This is a genomic window from Streptomonospora wellingtoniae (genome assembly GCF_031845375.1).
Lineage (GTDB): Bacteria > Actinomycetota > Actinomycetes > Streptosporangiales > Streptosporangiaceae > Streptomonospora > Streptomonospora wellingtoniae.
In genome coordinates, this window is record NZ_JAVREK010000021.1 from 96,030 (window position 1) to 119,303 (window position 23,274).

The following is a 23,274-nucleotide window of genomic DNA, read 5'->3' on the forward strand; positions in this document are numbered from 1 at the left end:
TGTGCGGCGGCGGTGAGCCGTGTTCGCCCCGGCGGGCAATGACCGGACCTGGCCCGGCGGATTCCATTCCCGCGGCATAAAACGCTAAGTGAACTGCGCCGCCACACCATTCGACATTCCGACCGCTCTTTCGCGCCGGCTGTTCGTCCGGGCCGGCGCCGGGCGGGACACGCCGCGGGGTTCCGCGGGGAGGAACCGGGCGCCGCGCCGCCCCGAGCGCGCAGGTCGGCGTGCACGGCGGCTCCCTTCGGTGCGTGTCGGGAACGGGCGGACGGTGCGCCGCGCGGGCGCACCGTCGCAGGCGGAGCGCAGACGAGCGGCCCCACCGGACTCGTATCGTAGCCAAGCCCTTCCGGAGCGCGGCAGGATCCGCGTCCGCCTGTGGACGATCCGCCCCGCGGGGGCGGAGCAGCCGACGCGCAGCACGAGAAAAGCCCCGCGCCACGGGGCCGTGAGCGCGGGGCTTTCGCTTGGGGTGAGTGAGGGGACTTGAACCCCCGACTTCTTGGACCACAACCAAGTGCTCTGCCAACTGAGCTACACCCACCATGACCGCCGACCGGGATCGTACCCCGTGCCTGCGTTCGGATTAGATTCTAGCCCACTCGCGGGTGTGCTCCGATCAGTTTCCCGCCTCGGTGGAGCGCTGCTGCTCCAGGCGCCCCGTCCCGCCTGCGACGACGTCGGCGGCGACGGCCCGCGCCGTCGTGCTGTCGGGGCCGGGAGGCGCGACGAAGGCCGCGGCGCGGTAGTACCGCAGCTCGCGGATGCTCTCGGTGATGTCGGCCAGCGCCCGATGGCCGCCGTGCTTCTCGGGGCTGGCGTAGTAGATCCGCGGGTACCAGCGCCGCAGCAGCTCCTTGATGCTGGAGACGTCGACCATCCGGTAGTGCAGGAACTCGTCGATGCGCGGCATGTCGCGGGAGATGAAAAGCCGGTCGGTGGCGATGGAGTTGCCGCACAGCGGCACTTTCTTCGGCTCGGGCACGTAGCGCCGGATGTGCTCCAGCACACGGTCCTCGGCCTCCTTCAGCGTGACCCCGCTGTCGAGCGCCTCCAACAGCCCGGAGGTGGTGTGCATCTGCGTGACGAACTCGCCCATCTGGTCCAGGGCCGCCTGCGGCGGCTTGACGACCACGTCGATCCCCTCGTCGAGCTGGTTCAGCTCGCTGTCGGTGATCAGGCAGGCCACCTCGATCAGCGCGTCGTTCTCGGGGTCGAGCCCCGTCATCTCGCAGTCGATCCACACCAAGCAGTCGTTCATAGGAGCCAGCTTAGGCCGTTTCACCGTGCGTCCGACCCGCTGCGTCCGGTCCGCAAGCCGCCCGGAACCCGGCGCGGCCGGTTGCGCAGCGCGTGCGCAGGTGCGCCGTCCGTGAGCGGAAGCGGATGCTCGCGCGGCGGCCGGACGGTGTCGCCGCCCTGTCGGGGCGGGGCGGCCGGCCCCGCGCCCGAAGAATCCGTGTCAGGCGGGGCGCTGCGGTCACAGGTAGATGCCGAACTCGCCGAGGAAGTCGACCCGTCCCGTGTACTGCAGATAGCCGACGGCGCACACGGCCGCAACCAGGAGCAGCACCACGAAGAAGAAGCAGCCCAGGCAGCCGCCGCAGCCGCTCTTCTTCTTGCGCCGGCGGGGCTGCTGAGGCTGCTGCGGCGGAGGCGGCGGACCGGGGCGGCCCCACGGGCTCTGGCCGCCGGACGGGCCGCCCCACTGCTGGGGTCCCTGCGGGCCGTTCCCCGGGTAGCCGCCCGGACCGGCTGCGTGCGGGGGCCGCGCGGCGTGCGGCGGGTAGCCGCCGGGCCCCGGCCCTCCCGGGTAGCCCTGCGGAGCCTGCTGCCCGCCCTTGCGGCCGCGCCGGGCCGGGGGCGGGGCGGCGGGAGGCTGCGCCCCGGGCGGCGGATAGCCCGGCGGCGGGCCTTGTGCAGGCCCCTGCTGCGGGTATCCGCCCGGGGCCGGGGCGGGACCGTAGCCCTGCTGCCGGCCGGAGGGCCCGGGATAGGCCGGCGGCGGCGCGCTGTAGCCCTGCTGGGGGCCGGACGGCGCGGGGGGCGGCGGATGGGCGGTACCCGGAGGGGTGCCGGGCGCTGCGGGCCGCCCACCGGAGGGTGAGTGGGGCTGCTGGGGTCCCGACTCCGGCTGCTGGGGGCCGGACGAAGGAGTCCCCGGTGCCTGCTGCTGCGGTGCGGGGTCCGGGGCGGGGGAGGCGCCGGGTACGGCGGAGCCGGCCTCGCCGGGCGCCTGCGGGTCCTGCTGCCCCTGCTCGGCGGACCGGGGCTGCTGCCGGGCCTCCGCGGCCCGCCGGGCGTTCTCCTCCTCGGCGCGCTTGGCCTGCTCCTCCGCGCGCCGACGGGCCTCGACGGCGGCCTGCTTGCGCTGCTCCTCCTGGCGCTGCTTGCGCTCCTCCGAGATCTCCGACCAGCCCTCCCGGAGGTTGCCGAAGAGCTTGTTCAGGCTGAACCGCTTCTTCACGCCCTCCTCGTCGGAGTCGGCGCCGGCAGCGGCGGCGCCCGCGGCCCCAGTCGCGCCGGTGCCCATGGTCAGCCCCGCGTCGCCGGGGTTGAAGACGGCCGTGCGGGGGGCCTCGCCGCCCTCCCCGCCGCCGCCGAGGTCGTCGGTGGGCTGGTCGTTGTCCCGGAACGGGTCGATGCGCATGGTCGAGCCGGCCGCGGGGGCGGCCGGGGCGTCATCGGCGGGCCGGTCGAGTGGAAAGGCGCCGCCCGTGCCTGCGACAGCGGTGGAATCGGGGTCGAAGCGCGCGGTGGCGTCGGCGGGCGGGCCGCCGGCGTCCGGGGCGGACCGGCCGGATGCGGCCGGAGGATCGATGCGCATGGTCGAATCGCCCCCGCCGAGGTCGGCGGTGGGTTCCTCGTCGTCCTGGCCGGTGCCCGCGCCGGGGCGCTGGGCGGGGTCGATGCGCATGGTGCTGGGTTCGTCGCCGGTGCCGGGGCCGGCCGGCGCGGCGGGTGCTGCGGGGGACTCCTGCGCGGGGGGATCGATGCGCATGGTGGAGCCGCCCCCGCCGAGGTCGGCGGTGGGTTCCTCGTCGTCCTGGCCGGTGCCCGCGCCGGGGCGCTGGGCGGGGTCGATGCGCATGGTGCTGGGTTCGTCGCCGGGGCCGGGGCCGGGGCCGGCCGGCGCGGCCGCCGCCGGCCACTGGCCGGGGTCGATGCGCACGGTGCTGGGCTCGTCGTCTGCGGCCGGCGCTGACGCGGGTCCCAGGTCGGGCGCCGTCGCCTCGTCCTGCCCGCCGAGGCCGGCGGCCGGTTCGTCGTCCTCGTCCGCGCTCGCGGCGGCCCCCTGCAGCTCGGACAGCGAGCGCACGTGCTGCGTCCACTCGTCGCCGTTCCACCAGCGGAGGAGGTCCTGCCCGCCCTGCGGATCCGCGTACCAGCCTGGCTCGATCGATCCACCCATGGCGGACAGACTAAAGGGTGTGCGGACCGGCCCCGACCGGCTGTCCCCCGGTGCGTTCAGGCGTGCGCGGCACCGGCGTAGTGCCGCTCGCCGTTGGCGCTGTACTCGATGGCGGGCAGCGCCTGCGGCTGGGGCGGCGGTGCGGCGAGCGGCCGCGCACGCCCCGGAGGCTCCACCGATTCCAGCAGGCGGTGCGGGGATAGGGCGCCGGGGGAGGCCGTCTGCGCCCCGGGCACCTGGGAGTGGCCGAAGTGGCCGCCGCGCGCCCATAAGCGCTCGTCGCAGCCGCGCGTGCGCGGGTGCGACGGTGCGGCCGCCGGTGCCCCCGCCGGCCAGCGCCGGGCGACGCCCCAGGAGTCGAGCCAGCGCAGTATCGCGGCAAGGCCGCACATCGGGGAGTCGGTGAAGGGGGCATGGGACCATCCGATCACCGTGACGACGATGCAGACGCGTCCTTCGCACGCCCGGTCGGGCGCGCCCGCGGTGAGTCCGCCGGCGGCCGGGGCGGTCGCCGGAAGCAGCTGGGCGGTCTCGCCCGTGCGGGGGTTCCACACCAGGTGCCCGGTGCGGCCGTCGCCGGTGAGCCGCTGGGCCACCGCCCGCGCGGTGAGGGCGGCCGGATCCGACTCGGTCGTCAGCCATACCGCGCGCGGAGCGCCGCCCTGCAGGTGCGCCCCCGCCGGGCCTGCGCAGGGAACTCGTTTCGTACCCGGCATCCAAGCATTGACCACAGCTGCCACCTCTCACCGCTCCATCGCGTTCCGACCCCCTTTGAGTACGTGAAGCGGAGGGTTAAGTCCAGAGGGTGCGTGCGGTGGGCAAGGATGGTCTATCCGTCGCGCTTGACTGTGAAGGCGTGCTCCCGTCCCGCCTTCGCGGAGCGGAGGACGGGACGGGAGCACGCGTGCCCTGGACGGGGCCGCGTCAGCCGCCGTCGCCTGTTTCGAGGCGGTGCGAGAACGCCTGCAGGAAGATGTCGCCGATCTCGGCCGGGTTCTCGGTGGTGTAGGACGCTCCGCCGGTGATGTCGGCGATCTTCTGCAGCGGCTCCTCGTCGATGTCGGGGCCGAAGGCGATGGTGAACACCGGGATCGGCTTGACGGGCGAGGACTCCTCCTCCAGCTTCGCGGCCAGCTCGTCCAGGCCGATGCTGTCGGGATCGTCGTTGTTCCCGTCGGTGAGCATCAGGATGGCGTTGACCCGGTCGGCCTTGTAGGTGCGCGACATCTCCCGGTAGGCCGCCAGGTAGGTGTCGTAGAGGCCCGTGTCGCCGTCGGGGACGGGCTGTATGGAGCTCCACGCGCTGGTCAGGGCATCCAGCTGGGTGGTGCCGCCCTCGACCTCGGCGGTCAGCTCGCGGATGGGCAGCACCTCCTCGTAGTCGAGGTCGTCGTTGATGCCCACGGAGAAGCGCCACATCCCGAGCTCGGAGCTCTCGGGGAACAGCTGGAGTCCCTCGATGGACGCCGCGGCGGTGATCTGCATCCGGTTCATCCCGGTGCCGGGAACCGGTTCCAGCATCGACCCCGAGACGTCGACGATCGTCAGCAGCCGGGAGTCGAGCTTGAGCCGGTTCCACGCCTGGGCGAGCTGCTGCACGTCCGCGGCGGAGGGTGTGGGCAGCTCCTTGGGCGCCGCCGCCTGGAAGCCCGCCTTCTCGGTGAGGACGTCGCCGTCGGCCTCGCCGTCTGCGGTGCGGAAACCGTCGCGGAGCAGCGCGTTCTGCGCGGAGTTGCGGGTCAGCGCCTCGCGGAACAGCTCGGCGGCCTGCGAGACCACCGGGTCGGAACTGCGGTCGATGTAGGGGTAGTCGAGGGTGTACGTGCCGCCCTCGGGATAGTCGACCTGCGCTGCGGCGTCGCTGTGCTCCCGGTTGTAGCGCCAGGCGGCCTGCTCGGAGAGGACGAGCAGGCTGGAGGCCTCCGGGTCCTCGGCGAGCTGGTCGAACGCGGACTGCTGGTCGTCGGCCACGCTGCGCTGGAGGGTCTGCAGTGCCGCGACGAGCTGCGGCCGCCCTTCCTCCTCCTGGCCGATCGCGCCGGCGACCAGGGAGAGCGTGGCCATGCCCGAGGAGCTGCGGATGGGGTCGACCAGTTGGACCTGCGGTCCCTCGGAGCCCAGGTCGGAGGCCGAGGTCGGTACCAGTTCGTCCCACGAGGGCCGCTCTTCGGGCGCGTCGGCTTCCGCGGGGCGCGCGAGCACCAGCGGCGAGGTGGCCACGGAGGTGCCGGTGTCGGTGAAGCCTGCGTCGCCTCCGGAGTCGCCCTTGACGAGGTTGGGCCACAGCGAGGAGTCGGGGATCCACACGTCCGACTCGGTGGCACCGGAGGCCGGTCCCGCGCCGGTGATGCCGTAGGTGATGTTGGCCGACTCGGCCGCGCGGATCTCGGCGCTGACGCAGCGCCCCTCGACGTTCTGGTCGCCGGTGTTGAAGTCGGCCGCGACCTCCTTGAGGGCAGGGGCGATCTCGGGCGAGGCGGCGACGCTGAGCTCGACGTCCTGGCCGCCGCAGCCGCCGCTGGTGTCGAGCACGTACCAGCCGGTGACGCTCAGGCCGATGATGATCGCGAAGGCGGCCGCGAGCGCGGTGAACGCGCGCCCGCGCCGGCGGCGGCGCCGGCTGCGGCCGGAGGGTCGCCGCTCAGGGCGGTCCCAGCTGCCCGCTCCGTCTTCGTGTGTTCCGCTATGGCGTCCCAAGGTGTTCCTCACGGGGGTCTGTTACCTGGAGGGGTGCGGTCTGAACGGTACTTAACTCGACATCACAGGGTGAAGGATCATTAAAAGGGCGGATGGTGGCATACCGGTCGCGCGGCGATCCTGATCGCGACCGCGGATCCGCCCGTGGCCGCAGGGAGGACGATGGCGGCACCGGGAGGTGCCGCGTCGATCGGACGAGTGATACCGTGCGTAACACCGTTATCCGATCGTAATCGGTTTCCGGGGTTCCTCCCAGGCATCGCATTTCCACCCGGGCTTCACCTGCCGCAGTCGGGCACGCACAGCCGGCGCGAGATCGAGCTGAGGAAAATGTCGCCGATCTCGTCCGGGTCGTCGGCGACCGAGAGCGTACCGCTGGTGGCGGCGGCGATGTCCGCCAGCTCATCGCGGTCGGTCTGGTCGCCGAACGCGATGATGAACAGGGTCACCGGACGCTCGGGGTCAAACGAGTCCTGCAGTGCCGCCACCAGCTCATCGGCGGAGATGTCGCTGGAGCCGCCGTCGCGCCCGGCGGTCAGCACGATGACGCTGTTGATGCGGTCCTCGCGGTAGGAGGCCGAGACGGTCTCGTGCGCAGCCAGGATGCTGTCGTACAGTCGCGGCTCGCCGCCGCGCGACTCGATCCCCTCGGCGATGCCCTGCAGCTCCTCGCGGCGGGTCGTGCCGTCCCCGCGGTCGGCGGCGCCCAACCGGGCGAGCCCTTCGACCTCCTCCCGGCCGGAGTCGCCGAAGTCGCTGGAGAGCAGCCACAGCCCGAGTTCGGTGTCGTCGGGGAACAGCGACAGGCCCAGCTGGGCGGCCTGGCGGGTGACCGCCAACCGCGTGGTGTCCTGTCCGTCGAGGCCGGCGCGCATGTAGCGCGAGACGTCGGCCAGCACCAGCGAGCGCGAAGGCATCGACAGCCGGTTCCAGTCCTCGACCGACGACAGCAGAGCGTCACCGGTCAGCTCGCCGTGGGTCTCGGGCCGCTCGGCGCGGATGCCGCGGACGGACTGCAGCGCGGCCGAGGCCGTGCCGTCGGGCTCGCGAAAGCCCATCCTGCGCAGCCGCTCGCGGTAGGGGTCGGTGCGCAGGATGGACCACAGGTCGTCGGCTGCGGTGCGCATGGCCGGGTCGTCGCTGGTCGAGACGAACGGGTAGTCCAGGCTCACCGTCCCTTCCCGCGGATACAGCGCCCGCAGCGGGGTGGCGGGCCGGCTGCCGTTGTAGTCGACCACGGCCCGCTCCGGCAGCACGGCCAGCGGCGCCGGGCCGGCGGGCACCGGATAGACGGCGTCGGCGTCGACTTCGCCGAAGGCGGTGTCTGGCTGGGCGTCGCGCACGAAGTCGGTCATGGCGGTGTCGGCGTCGTCGCCGCTGCCCAGCTCGCGGCGGACGGCGTGCATCGCCGCCATGCCGGCCGCGCCGCGGTTGGGATCGACCATCACCAGCGGGCGCGCGCCGCCGGGCCGCTCACCGGGGCGCAGCATCTCCCAGGAGACCGCGCCGGAATCGGGCAGGCCCTCGGTTCCCTCGGGTGCGGCGATCACCACCGGAGTGGATGCCAGAGAGCGCGGGTCGGGGTCGATGGTGCGCGCGCCCGACTCGGAGACGCGGGCGAGCTCCACCCACGCGGAGGATTCCGGCACCCACACGTCGGGGGCGATCTCCGACCGGCCGGTGGGTCCGCCGGAGACCTCGGTCATGACGCGGTGCGGCGGGACCTCGGCGGCCTGGGCGAACACGCACACCCCGGAGTACTCGCGGTCGCCGCCGTTGAACTGGTCGGCGGCCTGCTGGAGCACCGGCGCGATGCTCAGCGCCGCGGCGATGCGCAGATACCGCGTCTCGCCGCACCCGGCGTAGCGCACGGCCGCGGGCACCGCCACGGTCAGAGCGGCGATGAGCACGAGGGCTGCGGCGGTGAACCCGAGGGGGGACCGCAGTGCGGTGCGGGTGCGCGATGGCTGGCGGTGTCGTCCGTTGGGCACGGGCTCTCCGGGGTGAAGCGGTGGGGATGGCGCGGGGCGGCCGGCTGGTCCGGCGCGGGGATGCGGTTGACGGGCTCGGCGGTCGGGGCGGCGTGCGTTGGGTGCCGGAGCCGCGGGCCCCGGACGCGGTTCGCGCGGCTCCCGGGGCGGAGGCGGTGTTCCGGCCGTGACCTTACTCGTTGGTAACGGTGGGAGAGAAGTGCCACAGTACGGACGGGATCGAACCAGAGGCCCCGGTGGCCACTCTTACCGGATATGGCTAGTATGCGTACTCGGCTCAGACCGGTATCTTGCCGTGAGCGTGCCCCCTCCGCCGGGGATTCCCCGGCGCGGTCCGCTCCGGAACGCCGGTTTCCCGGTGCGAGAGACGCTTTCCGGGGTATCGCGGAAGACATGGGCGCACAGGGGTACTGCGGACTCTCCTCCCGCCGTCGCCCTGTGTTGCGATTCGACTTCCTAGAGTGGCGACTATGGTGAAGCTGAACCCCCGCCGCGGGGTGCTCGGTTCTGTCGGGACGACGGTGCTCGGTGCTCTCTGCCTGGGCGGGGCACTCTCCTACGGCGCCGCCGTCGGCGGCTCCCTCATGGCCCCCGAGCCGGCGCCGGCGACCGAGTCCGCGGTCAACACCGTCAGCGACCTCGGCTCCTCGCCCGCGCCGCCGGTGGGTGAGCTGCGCATCAGCGTCGTCGACAAGGGCCGCGCCTATGTGCAGAACCTCACATGCAAGGGAGAACCCGGGAGCGATCCGGCAGCCTGCTCCGAGATCGCCAGCGTGGCCGCCGAATGGGCCGCCGGATCCGCCCGGGGCAGCGCCGACAACCCCTTCGCCGAGGTCGCACCGGGCGCCGTGTGCACCGAGCGATCCTACGGGCCCCAGGAGGCCGTGATCACAGGTACCTGGGAGGGCCAGAAGGTCGACACCGAGGTAGACCGGTCCGACTCCTGCCAGGAGGCCCGCTGGCAGCGCCTGCGCCCGGTGACCAAGCCGCTCGGCTGATTGCGCCCGACCGGGGTCGCCTGCGTCGGCGGCGGACCTCCAGGCGTCCGATAATCGATGGCCATGGACGTCATCGAGGTGCCCGATCCCGGCGACCCGCGCCTGGCCGACTACTTCCGGCTGCGCGACGTCAACCTGCGCAAGAGCATCGAAGCCGAGCACGGGCTGTTCATGGCCGAGGGCGACAAGGTCATCCGGCGGGCGCTGGCGGCCGGTTTCGCGCCCCGATCGCTGCTGCTGACCCGGCGCCGGCTGGAGGCGCTGGCGGACCTCGCCGCGGCGGTCGACGCGCCCGTCTACGTCGTCGGCGACGCCGCCGTCGAGCGGCTGACGGGCTTCGACGTGCACCGCGGTGCCCTGGCCTCCTTCCACCGACGCCCGCTGCCCGAACCCGGCGACGTCCTGAGCGGCGCGCGCCGCGTCGTGGTGCTGGAGGACGTCCTCGACCACACGAACGTCGGCGCGATCTTCCGCAGCGCCGCCGGCCTGGGCGTGGACGCGATCCTGCTCGCCCCGCGCTGCGCCGACCCCCTCTACCGCCGCTCCGTCAAGGTCTCCATGGGCGCGGTATTCGCCCAGCCCTACAGTCGCCTCGCCGACTGGCACGGCGGCTTGGAGGAGCTGCGCGGGCGCGGCTTCCGCCTCCTCGCCCTGACTCCGGCCGCCGGCGCCGTCCCGCTGGCCGAGGCGCTGGCGCGGGACGCGGAGGCGCCCGTGGCGCTCATGCTCGGCAGCGAGGGCGACGGCCTCTCCTCCCGCTGGCTGGATCAGGCGGACGCCGGGGTGGGCATCCCCATGGCCGGGCGCGAGGTCGACTCCCTCAACGTCACGGCCGCCGCCGCCATCGCCTGCTACGAGCTGACGCGCCCCGCGGGCGGAGCGGACTGAGGGCGGGTGCTAGTAGTGGGCGGAGCGGGCGCGGACCGCTGAAGGCGAACGGGACGACGGGACGAGCAGTGGGGGAGACATGGCCGAACGCGTACTGGTGCCCTGGGAGCAGAACCTGGAGAAGGCGCCCGAGGGCGTCGCCGGGGACGTCTTCGACGGCTCCGGCGAGCCCGCCGCCGACCTCTCCCGGGTCGCCTTCTGGGCGGTCCCCTACGGCCGCACACAGCGCCTGGACCTGATGGCGCGCATGCCCGGCCTGCGCGTCGTCCAGCTGCTCACCGCTGGCTACGAGCACGCGCTGGAGCACCTGCCCGCGGGCGTGGAGCTGTGCAACGGCCGCGGGCTGCACGACGCCAGCACCGCCGAGCACGCCCTGGCCCTGACCCTGGCCGCGCAGCGGGAGCTGCCGCGCTGGGCCGGCGACCAGGCCGCCCAGCGCTGGGAGCCCCACTACACCCGCTCCCTGGCCGACACGCGGGTGCTCATCGTCGGCTACGGCAGCATCGGCGCGGCGCTGGAGGCCCGTCTCGCGCCCAACGAGTGCGAGGTCGTGCGGGTAGCCCGCCGGGCACGCCCCGACCAGGGCGTCCACGGCATCGACGCGCTGCACCGGCTGCTGCCCCGCGCCTCGATCGTGGTGCTGACCGCTCCGCACACCCCCGACACCCAGGGCCTGATCGGCGCCGCGGAGCTGGCGCTCATGCCCGACGACGCGCTGGTGGTCAACGTGGGGCGCGGCGCCCTACTGGACACCGCCGCGCTGCTGGCCGAGAAGGGGCGTGTCCGCGCGGCCCTCGACGTCACCGACCCCGAACCGCTGCCCGCGGGCCACCCGCTGTGGGAGGCCCCGGGCGTGTTCGTCACCCCGCACGTGGCGGGCGGATCCGACACCTTCTACCCGCGGGCACGACGCTTCATCGACGACCAGCTGCGGCGCTGGGCGGGGGGCGAACCGCTGGCCAACACGGTGCGGACCGGGGCCTGAACCGCCGCGCCGTTTGGGAACTGTCACCCCCGTGGCGCAGACTTGCGGTATGCGCATCGCTGCGGTGGCCGAGTCCGAAGGCGGAGGGCGCCTGCGCGAACTCGGCGAGCAGGCGTCCGGCCGCGACGGCGCCCTCTGGCGCGTCGGCGACCTCGCCGGCGCCGTCGCCGACCACGAGGCGCTCGGTCGACGCAGCGGTGAGCCCGTGCGCTGGGTCTTCGCCGACACCTCCCAGATCTATCCGGCGCTGCTGAGCCGGGGCGTGCGCCTCTCCCGCTGCCACGACAGCACCCTGGTGGAGGCGCTGCTGATGGGCTACGCCGGCCGCTTCGGCGAGGCCCACACGCTCGGCGCCGCCTGGGCGCGCCTGCACGGCCGCGAGGCGCCGCCCGACCCCGTGCCCCAGAGCGCCGAGGGCCGCGCCCCCCAGCCGACCCTTTTCGAACCCGACCGCTCCACCCTGCCGTCCGGAGCCGATGCGCTCGACGCCCTCGTCGAGGTCTACGCCGACCAGCGGCGCCGCATGGCCGAGCTGGACCATCCGGGGAGGTTCGCGCTGCTGGCGGCCGTCGAGTCGGCCGGCGCGCTCGGCGCGGCCGAGATGGCCCACGACGGCGTCCCCTGGCGCGCCGACGTCCACGACGCGGTCCTCACCGAGCAGCTCGGTCCGCGCCCGACCGCGGGCGCGCGCCCTCCCGTGCTCGCCGACCTCGCCGCCCGCATCAGCGAGGCATTCGGCCGCACCGTCAATCCCGACTCCCCGGTCCAGCTGATGCGGGCCTTCGAGGCCGTCGGCCACCCCGTGCCCTCCACCCGCTCCTGGGTGCTCCAGCGCGTCGACCACCCGGCGGTGCCGCTCCTGCTGCGCTACAAGGAGCTGGCCCGGCTGCACTCCGCCCACGGGTGGTCCTGGCTGGACACCTGGGTCTCCGGCGGGCGGTTCCGCACCGACTACATCGTGGGCGGTGTGGTCTCGGGGCGCTGGGCCACGCGCGGCGGCGGCGCACTGCAGGTCCCCAAGGTCGTCCGGCGCGCCGTGGTGGCCGACCCCGGCTGGACCCTCGTATGCGCCGACGCCGGACAGCTGGAGCCCCGGATTCTGGCGGCGGTCTCCGGCGACTCCGCACTCGCCGCCGCCGCCGGCAGCGACGACCTCTATGCGCGCCTGGCCGGCTCCTTCGGCGGCGACCGCCAGCGCGCCAAGATCGCGCTGCTCGCCGCTATGTACGGGCAGACCAGCGGCGACGCCGCAGCGCTGCTGCCCCGGCTGCGGCAGGCCTACCCCCGGGCTGTCGACCACGTCGACGCCGCCGCCCGCGAGGGCGAACAGGGCCACCTGGTGCGCTCATGGCTGGGCCGCACCTGTCCGCCGCCGATGTGGGGCGGCGACGACCCCGACGAGGGCGCCCCCGCCGGCCCCAGCGACCGGGCGGCGCGCGAACGGGGCCGCTTCACGCGCAACTTCGTCGTCCAGGCCACCGCCGCCGAATGGGCGCTGGTGCTCATGGCGGCGGTCCGGCGCGGGCTGACCGACCTCGACACCGCCGCCGGACGCCCGCAGCTGGTGTTCTTCCAGCACGACGAGCTCGTGCTGCACGTCCCCCGCACCCTGGCCGAGGCGGCGGTGCAGACCCTGCGCGCCGCCGCCGACGAGGCCGCGGCGCTCATGTTCGGCGACACCCCGGTGCGCTTCCCGCTGGACATCGCCGTCGTCGACCGCTACTCCGACGCCTGAGGAACCCTGGGGGAACCGGAGGACCACCCTCCCCAGGGGCCGGACCCCCGTCGATCTTGTAGCTATCGTGAATGCAATCGATTTCCATTTGCGATAGCTACAAGATCAACGGGGATTCCTCGCGCGGCTTGACCTGGTGCGGTATAGGAAGGCACCAGCAGTTCACGTTTCGGACGCTTGAAATCGGCGCCCGGGGAACACCATGCTTGTAGACGGCCGAACGGCCGCAGTAGCCCAGGGTCGGGGCCGACAGCAGGAGAGCGGGGTACACGTGCGTCAACGGTGGAGATCGTGTGCGGGGACGACCGCGGCCTTCGCGGTCGCGTTCACCGCTTTCGGTGCAGCTCCGGTCTGGGCGGCCCCCTCGCCCGACGTCCAGGAGCGCCCGTCCGTCGGCGAGCAAATGGCCGGCGCAGGAGCCGCAGCACCCTCCTCCGACGATCCGGGCTCGCCGACCGGCGTTGCAGCCGGATCCTCTCCGCCCGTGGGCGACACCGGTGAGCTGGACGACCACGCCGAGGTCGCCGGGTTCGACCGCGCCCGCTCCCGCGAGTACTTCGCCGTGCTTCCCGAGTCGATCCCCCGGGAGCGCGTACGCAAGGTCGCCGGCCTCGACGGCGTCGAGTCCGTCGAGACCGTCGACGCCGCACGGCTCGACGTCGACGGCGAGGGCACCGCCGTGCTCGGGGTCGACCCTTCCGGCTTCCGCAACTACGCCCCCGAGCCGTCCGCGAAGTCCGACGACATCTGGCAGGGCATCGCCGAGGGCCGCGTCGCCCTGTCCGACGACGCGGGCAAGCAGCGCGGCTTGGACGTGGGCAGCAGTGTCGAGCTGGCCGGGGCGAAGGGGGAGGTCACCCGCGAAGTGTGGACCCACGCCACCTCCGGCGTCGCCGGAATCGACGCGCTGGTCTCCCGCGACCTGGCCCGGGAGCTGGGCTTTCCCCGGGGCAACGCGCTGATCGTCTCGGCGCCCGAGGCCGACCTGTGGGATCTGCAGGATCGGCTGAAGAAGACCCTCGGCGACGAGGCCTCGCTGCAGGTGCTCGCCGATGACCCCGAGCCCCGCCCCGCCGGCGCGACCGGCGAGGCCCTGGCCTCGCAGACACTCGAAAACGCGATCGCGGCGGCCGAGACGCGCCTTGGCGTGCCCTACGTGTGGGGCGGCGAGTCGATGTCCGAGGGCGGCTACGACTGCTCCGGGCTCGTGCAATGGGCGTTCGGAGAGGCGGGCGTGTCGGTCCCGCGCGTCACCCACGACCAGTGGTTCGCCGGCGAGCAGCTCGACTACGCCGACGCCCGCCGCGGCGACCTCATCTTCTGGCGCAACGACCCGACGGCGCCCGACTACATCTCCCACGTCGCCATCTACCTCGGCGGCGGGCGGATGCTGGAGGCGCCCAGGACGGGGCTGAACGTGCGCGTCACCGACGTCCGCATGGACAACATGGCCGGCGTCGTGCGCGTGCACGGCTGACGAGCGGCTCCCGAGGAGTCCGAAACCCCGCGCGGTGCACCAGCACCGCCGCTGTGCGCGGGCGGTCTCCGTCCGCCGGCGGGGGAGCGCACCGGGATAGCGAAAGGGGCGGCGCCGCGCCGGCACCGCCCCTTTCCTCCTGCACGGTGGAGGCCAGCCGGGAGGGGTTGGCTGGACTCCGCAGGAGAGGCGCAGGGCAAGTCACTGAGGGAGGGGGAGCCAGCGAAACCAGCCCTGCTTGTGGTCGTATGAGACGGCGCCCCGCGAAAGCGGAGCCCGTCGACTTCTGGATCAAGGTAAGCAGTGCCCGGCCGTTTTGGCAAGGGCGGAGTTCAACGCCCTCCGAGCCCGTAAACAGGGCAGAAACCGCATTTCTCGGGTATTCCTCGCGAGCGTTCCTCACGCGGGACGCATGAACAGGAACCACCGGAAACCGTTCGCAACACGCCTGCGCAGGGCGGCGGAACACAGCGCTGCTCGCCCGCCCGGCCTCCTCCCACCGGAGGCGCGCCGCGCCGCCTCCGTTCGCCCGGCCGCCTGGATCGGGCGGACCGAGGGGCACGGACTCCGGCAAAGCTGGGTAGAAGTAGGCATACAGGTACAAGCGATGCCCATATCCGGCAGGGGGCGCGGGAGCGGGGACGAGCCGCGGTCCGCGCCTCACAGGAGGAGGCGCCATGGAGGGATGCAGCGGAGGGCCTGACGACACGGCGGTGCGCAGGCCCCGCATCGGCGGCCGCCGCGCCCGTCGCCGGACGGGCCGCTTCCGCACGCAGACCGCCGGCGTCTCCGAGCAGGCGGCCGCGTCCTACGCGGGCTATCGGGCCTACGACGCGACGGACGGGGGGTTCGCAGCGCTGGCGCTGGTCGAAGAGGAGACCCCCGCCCAGATCCTGCTGCGCGGGCTCGTCGACGACGCCGGGCTGTGCCCGCCCGCCACGACCCGCCGCCCGGACGGGGCGCTGCGCGCCGCCCGCGGACGCATCCCCGGCCCCGGCCCGTACGTCCCGCGCGGCGACTCCGCCGACTCGCCGGACTTCCGGCCCCTGCCCGTGGTGCAGGCGGTCGAGCGGCACCGCTCCGACAGCATCGTCGGCCATCCGATGCTCTCGCACCGCCTGCTGTGCCCGGTGGCCCGATGGGGCGACCTGCTCAGGCGGCTCGACGGCCACGGTCCGGTGGACGTCGGCCTCGTGCTCGACGCCGACCGGGGTCTTGCGGGCGAGGTGCCCGAGCGCGACCCCCGGGTGCGGATCTCCCACTACGAGACCCGAGCCCGCCCCGAGGACCTGCGTCTGGTGGCCGCGCTGTTCCGCACCGGCGACATCGGCGCCGCAGGGCGGGTCGTCTACTTCGAGCCGTTCCGCGAACCGGGCTGGCTGGACGCGGTGGACGTTCTCAGCGGCGCGCGCCCGCTGGGCGTCAAGATCCGCTGCGGCGGCCCTCGCCCGGAGCTGGTCCCCGGCGTCCGCGAGCTCGGTGCGTTCATCAGCTCCTGCGTGGAGCGCGGCGTCCCGTTCGTGGCGGCCGGCGGTCCGCCGCAGGCCGCGGGCTGCACCGACCCCGCCACGGGCGCGCCGCAGTACGGCTACCTGAACCTGCTGCTGGCCACGGCCTCCGCCGTCGACGGCGACCACGGCAGCGTGCCCGGCCTGCTGTCGACCACCGACGCGCGGTGCCTCGCCCGCCTCGCTCGCGGTCTCCACCCCGCGACCGCGCTGCACACGCGCGAGGTGCTGACGGGCTACGCCTCGCGTAGCACCGGCGACCCCGTCCGCGAGGCCGCGGCGCTGGGCCTGCTGGGCAGCTGGCAGGTGTGAGCGCACGGGCGCGCCCGGATCCGCTATCAGGCCCGGGCCGCGCGCGGCGGCGGCGAGCGACGAGGAGGACCGTGCGGACGACGTGGGTGCCCGCGGCCGACAGCGCGGGCTACGGTGCGGACAACCTCCCCTATGGCGTGTTCGCGCGCGCGGGGGAGCCCCCGCGGGTGGGCGTGCGTGTGGGCCGGTGGGTGCTCGACCTGGCGGGGGTGCTGGGCGACCCGGTGTTCGCGGCGCCCTCCCTCGGCCCCTTCATGGCGCGCGGATCCACGGCCTGGCGCGCGACCCGGGCAAAGGTGGCCGGAATGCTGGCCGCCGACAAGGGCCGCGCGGCCGCCGAACCCCACCTGGTCCCGCTGTCGCAGGTGCGGCTGCTGTGCCCCTTCGAGGCGGCCGACTACACCGTCTTCCAAGGCTCCGCCGAGCACGCCGCGGCCGTGCAGGGACTGCTCCGGCCGGGAACCTCCCTGCCCGCCCCATGGTTCCGCCAGCCCTCCGGTCGGCACGGGCGAGCCGGCGCCCTGACCGCTTGCGGCCGCGGTGTGCGCCGCCCCGGGGGCCAGCACGCGGGTCCAGGCGGTCCCACGCCGCAGGTCGGGCCGAGCACCCGGGTGGACGCCGAGGCGCACCTGGGCCTCGTCGTGGGCGTACCCACGTCGCCGGGACGCCGCGTGCCGGTCTCCGGGTTCGTCGAGCACGTCTTCGGAGCGGTGCTGGTGGCCGACTTCAACGCGCGCGACGTCGAGGCGTGGGAGGGCCTGCCGCTGGGCCCGCTGACCGGATCGTCGTTCAGCGTCCCGGTCTCGCCGTGGGTGGTGCCCACCGACGCGCTTGGGGCGGCGCGGTTCGCCGGCCGCGCGCAGGCGCCGCCGCCGATGCCGAACCTGGCGCGGGTGGCCGACTGGGGCCTGCGCGTCCGGTTCGAGGTGCGGCTGAACGGCGACGTCGTCTCCCGGCCGCAGTACGCGGCGATGTACTGGACTCCCGACCAGCTGCTCGCCCACCTGACCGCGAACGGGGCGGCGCTGCGCACCGGCGACCTCTTCACATCGGGCGCGGTGTCCGGTGGAGTGGAGGGTCAGCGGGGGAGCCTGCTGGAGCGGGAGTCGGCGGGCGAGGCTCCGGTCCGGCTCTCCGGCGGCGCGGCCCGCAGCTATCTGGAGGACGGCGACACGGTCGGGATCCGCGCCTGGGCGCGAGGGATGGGCGGCGGCCCCATCCGGCTGGGCGAGGTCGGCGCCACGGTGCTGCCCTCCGAAGAGTGATCCGGAGCTTGACGCGCCGATCGCGGCGCGGCCCGGCATGCGAGCGGCGGGGTCCCGCGCGAGATCCCGCCGCTCGGCGGCCGGCGACCGGGTCATCGGCCCGCCGGGTTCCGCCCCTGCGGCCTCCGGCCGCTGCATGCGTGCTACAGGCGGACCGCCGCGTCGGGCAGGGACCACGGGATCGCCTCCCACAGGCCCAGCGGATCGGAGTCCGAGGAGTCTTCGGGGTTCCCGGAGCCCGAGGACTCCTGCTGCCGCCCGTCCCCGGTTCCGCCGCGGCCGGACTCCGCGCTCTGCTCGGCGCCCTCCTGGACGCCCGCGTCCTCCGACGCGGTGTCCACCCCCGTCTCGGCGGCCAGGCCGGCCATCATCCGCTCGACCTGCGCGGGTTCGGCCCCGAAGCGTTCGGCGCAGGCGCGGGCGGCCTCGTCCCGGGAGTCGGAGCCGACCGACCGCCACAGTTCGAGCAGTTCGCCGTCGTCCGCGGCGACCCGGGCCGGTGTCGCCTCGGAGTCCCCGTTCAGCAGCGCCTCGGCCACGCAGGTGCGCACCTCCGCCGGCCGGACACCCGGCCCGAACACGTCTTCGGCGGCTTCCGCGGGCTGATCGGCTCCCGCCTCCCCGGCGGGCTGGTCGCCGGTGCCGGGTACCTCCTCGGCGGGCTGGTCGCCGCCGGAGCCGGGGGCGGGGTCGCCGGCGCCCTGCTCCGGCACCTCCTCCTCCGGCTTCTCGGCGGCGCCCTCACCGGATCCGGGGGACTCCGCGGAACCGGCATCCTGGCCGCCGGCGTCCGCGCCTTCCTGGCCCTCCTGTCCGGCGCCTGCGGCCTCCTCGGCGCCCTCCGAGTCCGCGTTGGCGCTGCGCCGCTCCACACCCCCGGCGAAGGCCGCCAGCTCGTCGGCCTTCCAGCGGTCCGGCTGGAGGTACGCCTCCACGGCCACGCCCCGTTCGGGGACCCAGAACAGCTCGCCGGTCTTCTCGGAAACGTAGGCCGGGAAGCCGTTGGCCTCCGTCTTCTGCAGCGACTCGTCGTCGATGCGGCCGTAGCGGGCCTCCCGCAGGTCGTCCAGGTCGGTGATGTCCTCCGAGCGGACCACGCCGACTCTGCCGTAGACCGCGTCGGCGCCCTGAACCCACGAGACCGTCGAGACGCGCTCGCCGGAGTTCCCCGTCCTGGAGGCGGCGTGGAGGCCGAACCGTTCGAGTCCCGGCGGCAGATAAGCGATGTCGAACCCGTCCAGCGAGTAGGTGGACGCGTTCTGCTGGACGACCGGCCAGGCCGGCGGGTCGTCGCCGGGTCTGTGCTCCGCCGACGCCGGGCCGCCGGCCGCCGCCAGGCCTGCCACGGACAAGGTGGCGGCACCGGCGAGCGCGATCCATCGCTTCTGGTGCTTGCGCATGCTCGGACCTCTCCATCGATTGCCAAGCGCGTGTCAGGTGGCTGGCGCTAACCATCGGGCCACCGCACAACAAAAATCGCACATTGTGTGATCATCTGCTCACACCATGTCGCTTCGCGTGTCGCGGCCCCGAAACGGCCCACAGGCCACCGCGGCGGACGTTCCTGGCGCGCCGGTGTGGTCCGCAACTTCGGCGATCCCCGCGATCCGGTTGCCCCGAGCCGGATCCATTGCCGCCGCCGGTCCGATTCTTGCCCGTTCATTGCGTTCTTTTGGCTGGTAGATGGCCTTATGGCACGATGGCTGGGCACCTCGCGGCCCGGACAGCGGTTCCTGCGGGCCGGACACCGCCCGCCGCGACGGGTCGCGATCCGCCGCTGGAACCGGTGGTGAGCATGCGGACCAGCCGATTCGAAGGAGAGAGCATGCCAGGAACGAGCACGGCGGGGGCGGGTGTGCCACCGCTGCTCGGCGCCGAAGGGAACATTTTCCTGATGGCGCAGGCGGGGCCCGTCGTCGACTGGTTCTCGGACAACTCCGGGGCCTTCATCTCCGGTGCGATCCGGATCGTGCTGATCCTGGTCATCGCCGTCATCGTGCGCGCCGTCGCCGGGCGGCTGATCGAGCACGGCGTCAAGCGGATGGCCTCCTCCCACCAGCGCCTGGGCAGCGGCAGGCTGGGCAACCGCGTGCTGGCCAAGGCCAACGGGTCCGGGAGTGAGCGGCAGCAGCAGCGCGCGGAGACCATCAGTGCCGTTCTGCGCAGCGCCGCCTCCATCGTGATCATCGGCGTGGCGGTCGTCATGGCGCTGGGCGAGCTCGGGGTGAACCTCGGGCCGATCCTGATGAGCGCGGGTGTGCTCGGCCTCGCCATCGGCTTCGGTGCCCAGAGCCTGGTGCAGGACTTCCTCTCCGGGGTCTTCATGCTGATCGAGGACCAGTACGGCGTCGGGGACGTCGTGGACGTCGGTGAAGCCGTCGGCACCGTCGAGGAGGTCGGCCTGCGGGTGACCAAGATCCGCGACCTCAGCGGCGGCCTGTGGTACGTGCGCAACGGCGAGATCCTGCGCGTCTGCAACATGAACCAGGACTGGGCGTGCGCCGTCGTCGAGATTCCGCTGGACTCCCGAGTGGACGTCGCGCAGGCCACCGAGGTCGTCGAGCGCAGCCTCGAAGCCTTCGCCGAGCGCCCCGAGCAGGCCGCGCGCCTGCTGGAGGCCCCCTCCGCCGCCGGCGTCGTCGGCATCGCCAACGGCGCCGTGGTCTTCCGCGTGATGGCCAAGACCAAGCCGGGCGAGCAGTGGGAGCTGGACCGCGATCTGCGCGGACACCTCAAGCGCGAGTTCGACCGCGCCGGCATCCGCCTGGCGCACCCGATGCAGTCGAGCCCGGCCGGCACCGCATAGCGGCCCGGCCCCCGGCTGCAGACGCCGTTCCGGCGACGCCGCGGAGCAGGTTCGCCGCGGCGTCGCCGGCGTTCGGAGACTCTCCCCGGTCGGTCCCGGCCGGGGGCGTCGGCGCGTCGTAGTATCACACCCTGTGTAGTCGACCGGTTCCGGATCGTGTCTCCCCACCGGCGCCCTGCGCGGCGGAGTTTCCGGACGCGGCACGGCGGGATCGACTCGGCGACACTCAGCGGCAACCGTCCGGGGCCACTCTTGGACGGTCAGTGATGCACCTCGAAACGAGGGAGTGACATGTTCCGACGGTTCGGGTTCACGGTGGCGACCCTGGTGCTGGCCCTTGCGGGCGGCACCGGCGCCGCCGCGGCCATGCCCGGGTCCCCCGCCGCCGCACCCGCCGCGACTGTGCCGTCCGCGGCCTCGCAGGGCGGCGGAGCCGGACCCGCGAAGCAGCGGGTGCCGGCCGTGCTCGACGTCGCCCACCGCGGCGCCTCGGCCTACGCCCCGGAGAACACGCTGGCCGCCGTCGACGCCGCGAACCGGCTCGACGCCACGACGGTGGAGCTGGACGTCCAGCGCACCGACGACGGCGAGCTGGTCATCATGCACGACACGAAGCTGGAGCGCACGACCGACGCCGAGGAGGTCTTCCCCGGGCGCAGCTCCTACGCCGTCGCCGATTTCACCCTCGCCGAGATCCGGCGGCTCGACGCCGGATCGTGGTTCGGCTCCGAGTTCGCCGGCGAGCCCGTGCCGACCCTGGACGAGGCGCTGCGGCGGCTGCGCCGGCACCGGCTGAACCTGCTGCTGGAACTCAAGTCGCCCGAGCTCTATCCCGGCATCGAAGCCGACATCGCCTCCGAACTGCGCAGAAGCGCGTTCTGGTCGGCCACTCGGCCGTCGTGGCGCTGGCCCCGGCTGGTGGTGCAGAGCTTCGACTGGGAGTCGATGCGCCGCTCGCAGGACCTGCTTCCGCGGGTGCCGCACGGCCTGCTGGGCAAGGTGCCCGCCGACGAGGTCGGCGACTACGCGGAATGGGCCGACCAGATCAACCCCAACCACACCGCGATCGACGCCGAGTACGTCGAGCTCGTCCACGACGCCGGAATGGAAGTGCACACCTACACGGTCAACGAGCCCGTCGACATGCGCACGGCCATCGACAAGGGTGCCGACGGCCTGATCTCCGACCGTCCCGACGTCGCCCGGCAGGTCATCGCCGAGGAGACGGCCGGCGCCGCCCCTGCCGCCTGACCCTGCGCCCACCCGCGCGTCCGCTCAACCGGCGAGCGGGCGCGCGGCCGCCTCTGCGGGCCGCCTTTCCCGGGCTTCAGCGCGGGCGGCCGGCCACCCCGGGGCGGCTCTGCCAGGGGAGGGGCCCCGACAGCGGCCGGTACTCCACACCCAGGACGTCCAGCCGCCGCAGGTGGCCCTCCAGGCGGGGCAGGAACTCGCCGTACTCGCGGGGACCCGGCGACCACACCGCCTCGGCGAAGGCAGCAAGGCGCGGAAAGACCATGTAGTCGACCGCCCGGGGGGTGTCCATGTGCTCGGTCCAGACGTTGACCTGGGCGCCCAGCACCCGGCGGGCCTCCCGCTCCGACAGCTCGGCGGGCACCGGCTCGGCCGCGTAGACGTCGGCGGTGGTCAGCACCGTGCCGACGGGGACGGGCTCGCCGTCGTCGCCGGACTGGCGGTAGTCCAGGTAGGAGGTGTCGGTGGGACACATCACCACGTCGTGGCCGGCGCGGGCGGCGGCGATCCCGCCCTCGGTGCCGCGCCAGGACATCACCGTCGCGCCCGGCGCCAGGCCGCCCTCCAGGATCTCGTCCCAGCCCAGGAGCCTGCGCCCCCGTTCGGCGAAGTAGCCGTCGAAGTGGCGGACGAACCAGCTCTGCAGCTCCTCCTCGCCGGCCAGCCCTTCCTCGCGGATGCGCCGCTGAGCGGTCTCGCTGCGGCGCCACTGCTCCTTGGGGCACTCGTCGCCGCCCACGCAGACGTAGGTGCCGGGGAACAGGTCCAGGACCTCGTCGAAGACGTTGCGGTAGAACTCCAGCGTGGTGTCGGTGACGTTGAGGACGTTGCCGATGATCCCCCAGTGCCGCGCCACGCCCACCGGCTCGCCCTCGCCGAGTTCGGGGTAGGCGGCGATGGCGGCCTGCGAGTGGCCGGGGACGTCGATCTCGGGCACCACGGTGACGTGCCGCGCCGCCGCATAGGCGACGATCTCGCGGATGTCGTCCTGGGTGTAGAAGCCGCCGTGCGGGCGGCCGTCGAACGCCGGTGGGCTGCCGGCGCCGACCTGGCTCTCCGTGCGCCAGGCGCCGGCCTCGGTCAGGCGCGGGTACCGCTTGATCTCCAGGCGCCAACCCTGGTCGTCGGTCAGGTGCAGGTGGAGGACGTTGAGCTTGTGCAGCGCCAGCAGGTCGACGAAGCGCAGTACGTCGTGTTTGGGCATGAAGTGCCGCCCTACGTCGAGCATGCACCCGCGCCAGCCGAAGCGCGGACGGTCGGTGATGCGCACGCTCGGCAGTGTCCACCGGCCTTCGGGGTCCAGCGGCGCGCGGCGGTAGGCGGCCGGCGGCAGCAGTTGGCGCAGGGTCTGCGCGCCGTAGAAGACGCCCGCCGGGTCGTGGCCGACGACCAGCGCGCCCTCGCCGTCGACGATCAGGCGGTAGCCTTCGCTGCCCAGACCGGCCGCCCTGTCCACGCTCAGCCGGATCTGTGCGCTCTGCCCGTCGCCGCGCGGCAGTGGCAGGCCGGTGGCCGCCGCCAGTTCCGTGCGCAGCCACATCTCGGCGCCGCGGGCTGTATGGTCGGCGTCGATCCTCGTCGACGGGGTGAGTACGAGGCCGTCGTAGGCGCCGGTCGAAAGTTCGGCGGGCCGCGGCACCAGCGAATCAGCGGGCACGGAAGGCGCTCCATCCGGTCTAGACCAATAGTCGCCCCATGGTGCCACGGCCGGACCGCCCGCGGCACGTGCGGGCCCGCGCGTGTGCAGCGCGCGGCGTGGCCGGCACAGCACCGTCGATCTTGTAGCCATCGCAAATGGAAATCGCTTTCCTTCACGATGGCTACAAGATCTATTGGTTCATCATGGGGAGTGCCCGCGGCGGTTTCGACGGGAACCACCGCGGGCCGGGGCGGCGGAGTGACTCATACAAGATCTGTCCGCGTGACATCGCGTTGACCTGTCCACC

General features: G+C 73.7%; 16 protein-coding genes and 1 tRNA gene. 9 read left to right on the forward strand and 8 right to left on the reverse strand.

Annotated elements, in window-relative coordinates:
* Positions 1 to 471 precede the first annotated feature (471 nt).
* The 6 genes from RM446_RS18560 to RM446_RS18585 all read right to left on the reverse strand — a co-directional run bounded on the left by RM446_RS18560 (position 472) and on the right by RM446_RS18585 (position 8,103).
* Positions 472 to 547 (reverse strand) — tRNA-His (locus tag RM446_RS18560).
* Positions 548 to 622: 75 nt separating this feature from the next.
* Positions 623 to 1,264, reverse strand: a complete 642-nt coding sequence (gene orn / locus RM446_RS18565; protein WP_311546611.1) for an oligoribonuclease — start codon at positions 1,262 to 1,264, stop codon at positions 623 to 625.
* A gap of 219 nt (positions 1,265 to 1,483) precedes the next feature.
* The gene (locus RM446_RS18570; protein ID WP_311546612.1) at positions 1,484 to 3,415 is read right to left on the reverse strand and encodes a hypothetical protein; all 1,932 of its coding nucleotides are present in this window, start codon (positions 3,413 to 3,415) and stop codon (positions 1,484 to 1,486) included.
* 56 nt (positions 3,416 to 3,471) lie between these two features.
* Complete coding sequence (locus tag RM446_RS18575) at positions 3,472 to 4,146, reverse strand: hypothetical protein (protein WP_311546613.1); 675 nt, start codon at positions 4,144 to 4,146, stop codon at positions 3,472 to 3,474.
* A 193-nt stretch (positions 4,147 to 4,339) separates the two neighbouring features.
* The gene (locus RM446_RS18580) at positions 4,340 to 6,112 is read right to left on the reverse strand and encodes a substrate-binding and VWA domain-containing protein (protein ID WP_311546614.1); all 1,773 of its coding nucleotides are present in this window, start codon (positions 6,110 to 6,112) and stop codon (positions 4,340 to 4,342) included.
* A 278-nt stretch (positions 6,113 to 6,390) separates the two neighbouring features.
* Positions 6,391 to 8,103, reverse strand: a complete 1,713-nt coding sequence (locus RM446_RS18585; protein ID WP_311546615.1) for a substrate-binding domain-containing protein — start codon at positions 8,101 to 8,103, stop codon at positions 6,391 to 6,393.
* A 470-nt stretch (positions 8,104 to 8,573) separates the two neighbouring features.
* Here RM446_RS18585 and RM446_RS18590 point away from each other — a divergent pair, with 470 nt between their 5' ends.
* The 7 genes from RM446_RS18590 to RM446_RS18620 all read left to right on the forward strand — a co-directional run bounded on the left by RM446_RS18590 (position 8,574) and on the right by RM446_RS18620 (position 17,271).
* Positions 8,574 to 9,101 carry a hypothetical protein gene (locus RM446_RS18590; protein ID WP_311546616.1) on the forward strand — a complete coding sequence of 176 codons (528 nt, stop codon included), beginning with the start codon at positions 8,574 to 8,576 and terminating at the stop codon, positions 9,099 to 9,101.
* A gap of 63 nt (positions 9,102 to 9,164) precedes the next feature.
* On the forward strand, positions 9,165 to 9,989 hold the full coding sequence (locus tag RM446_RS18595; protein ID WP_311546617.1) for a TrmH family RNA methyltransferase: 825 nt from the start codon (positions 9,165 to 9,167) through the stop codon (positions 9,987 to 9,989).
* Positions 9,990 to 10,068: 79 nt separating this feature from the next.
* Positions 10,069 to 10,974 carry a 2-hydroxyacid dehydrogenase gene (locus RM446_RS18600; RefSeq protein ID WP_311546618.1) on the forward strand — a complete coding sequence of 302 codons (906 nt, stop codon included), beginning with the start codon at positions 10,069 to 10,071 and terminating at the stop codon, positions 10,972 to 10,974.
* Positions 10,975 to 11,023: 49 nt separating this feature from the next.
* The gene (locus RM446_RS18605) at positions 11,024 to 12,709 is read left to right on the forward strand and encodes a bifunctional 3'-5' exonuclease/DNA polymerase (protein WP_311546619.1); all 1,686 of its coding nucleotides are present in this window, start codon (positions 11,024 to 11,026) and stop codon (positions 12,707 to 12,709) included.
* A gap of 271 nt (positions 12,710 to 12,980) precedes the next feature.
* The gene (locus tag RM446_RS18610; protein ID WP_311546620.1) at positions 12,981 to 14,186 is read left to right on the forward strand and encodes a C40 family peptidase; all 1,206 of its coding nucleotides are present in this window, start codon (positions 12,981 to 12,983) and stop codon (positions 14,184 to 14,186) included.
* 677 nt (positions 14,187 to 14,863) lie between these two features.
* Entirely contained in the window at positions 14,864 to 16,006 is a 1,143-nt protein-coding gene (locus tag RM446_RS18615; RefSeq protein ID WP_311546621.1) for a hypothetical protein, read from the forward strand.
* A 71-nt stretch (positions 16,007 to 16,077) separates the two neighbouring features.
* Positions 16,078 to 17,271, forward strand: a complete 1,194-nt coding sequence (locus RM446_RS18620) for a fumarylacetoacetate hydrolase family protein (protein ID WP_311546622.1) — start codon at positions 16,078 to 16,080, stop codon at positions 17,269 to 17,271.
* Positions 17,272 to 17,414: 143 nt separating this feature from the next.
* On the opposite strand, the gene RM446_RS18625 is transcribed toward RM446_RS18620, so the two are convergent.
* A complete protein-coding gene (locus tag RM446_RS18625) occupies positions 17,415 to 18,671 on the reverse strand; it encodes a prolipoprotein diacylglyceryl transferase (protein ID WP_311546623.1) in 1,257 nt (418 codons plus the stop codon).
* 425 nt (positions 18,672 to 19,096) lie between these two features.
* On the opposite strand from RM446_RS18625, the gene RM446_RS18630 reads away from it, so the two are divergent.
* Positions 19,097 to 20,077, forward strand: a complete 981-nt coding sequence (locus RM446_RS18630) for a mechanosensitive ion channel family protein (protein WP_311546624.1) — start codon at positions 19,097 to 19,099, stop codon at positions 20,075 to 20,077.
* 291 nt (positions 20,078 to 20,368) lie between these two features.
* A complete protein-coding gene (locus RM446_RS18635; RefSeq protein WP_311546625.1) occupies positions 20,369 to 21,328 on the forward strand; it encodes a glycerophosphodiester phosphodiesterase in 960 nt (319 codons plus the stop codon).
* Positions 21,329 to 21,404: 76 nt separating this feature from the next.
* Here RM446_RS18635 and RM446_RS18640 read toward each other — a convergent pair whose 3' ends face one another.
* A complete protein-coding gene (locus tag RM446_RS18640) occupies positions 21,405 to 22,985 on the reverse strand; it encodes a beta-N-acetylhexosaminidase (protein WP_311546626.1) in 1,581 nt (526 codons plus the stop codon).
* Positions 22,986 to 23,274 lie beyond the last annotated feature (289 nt).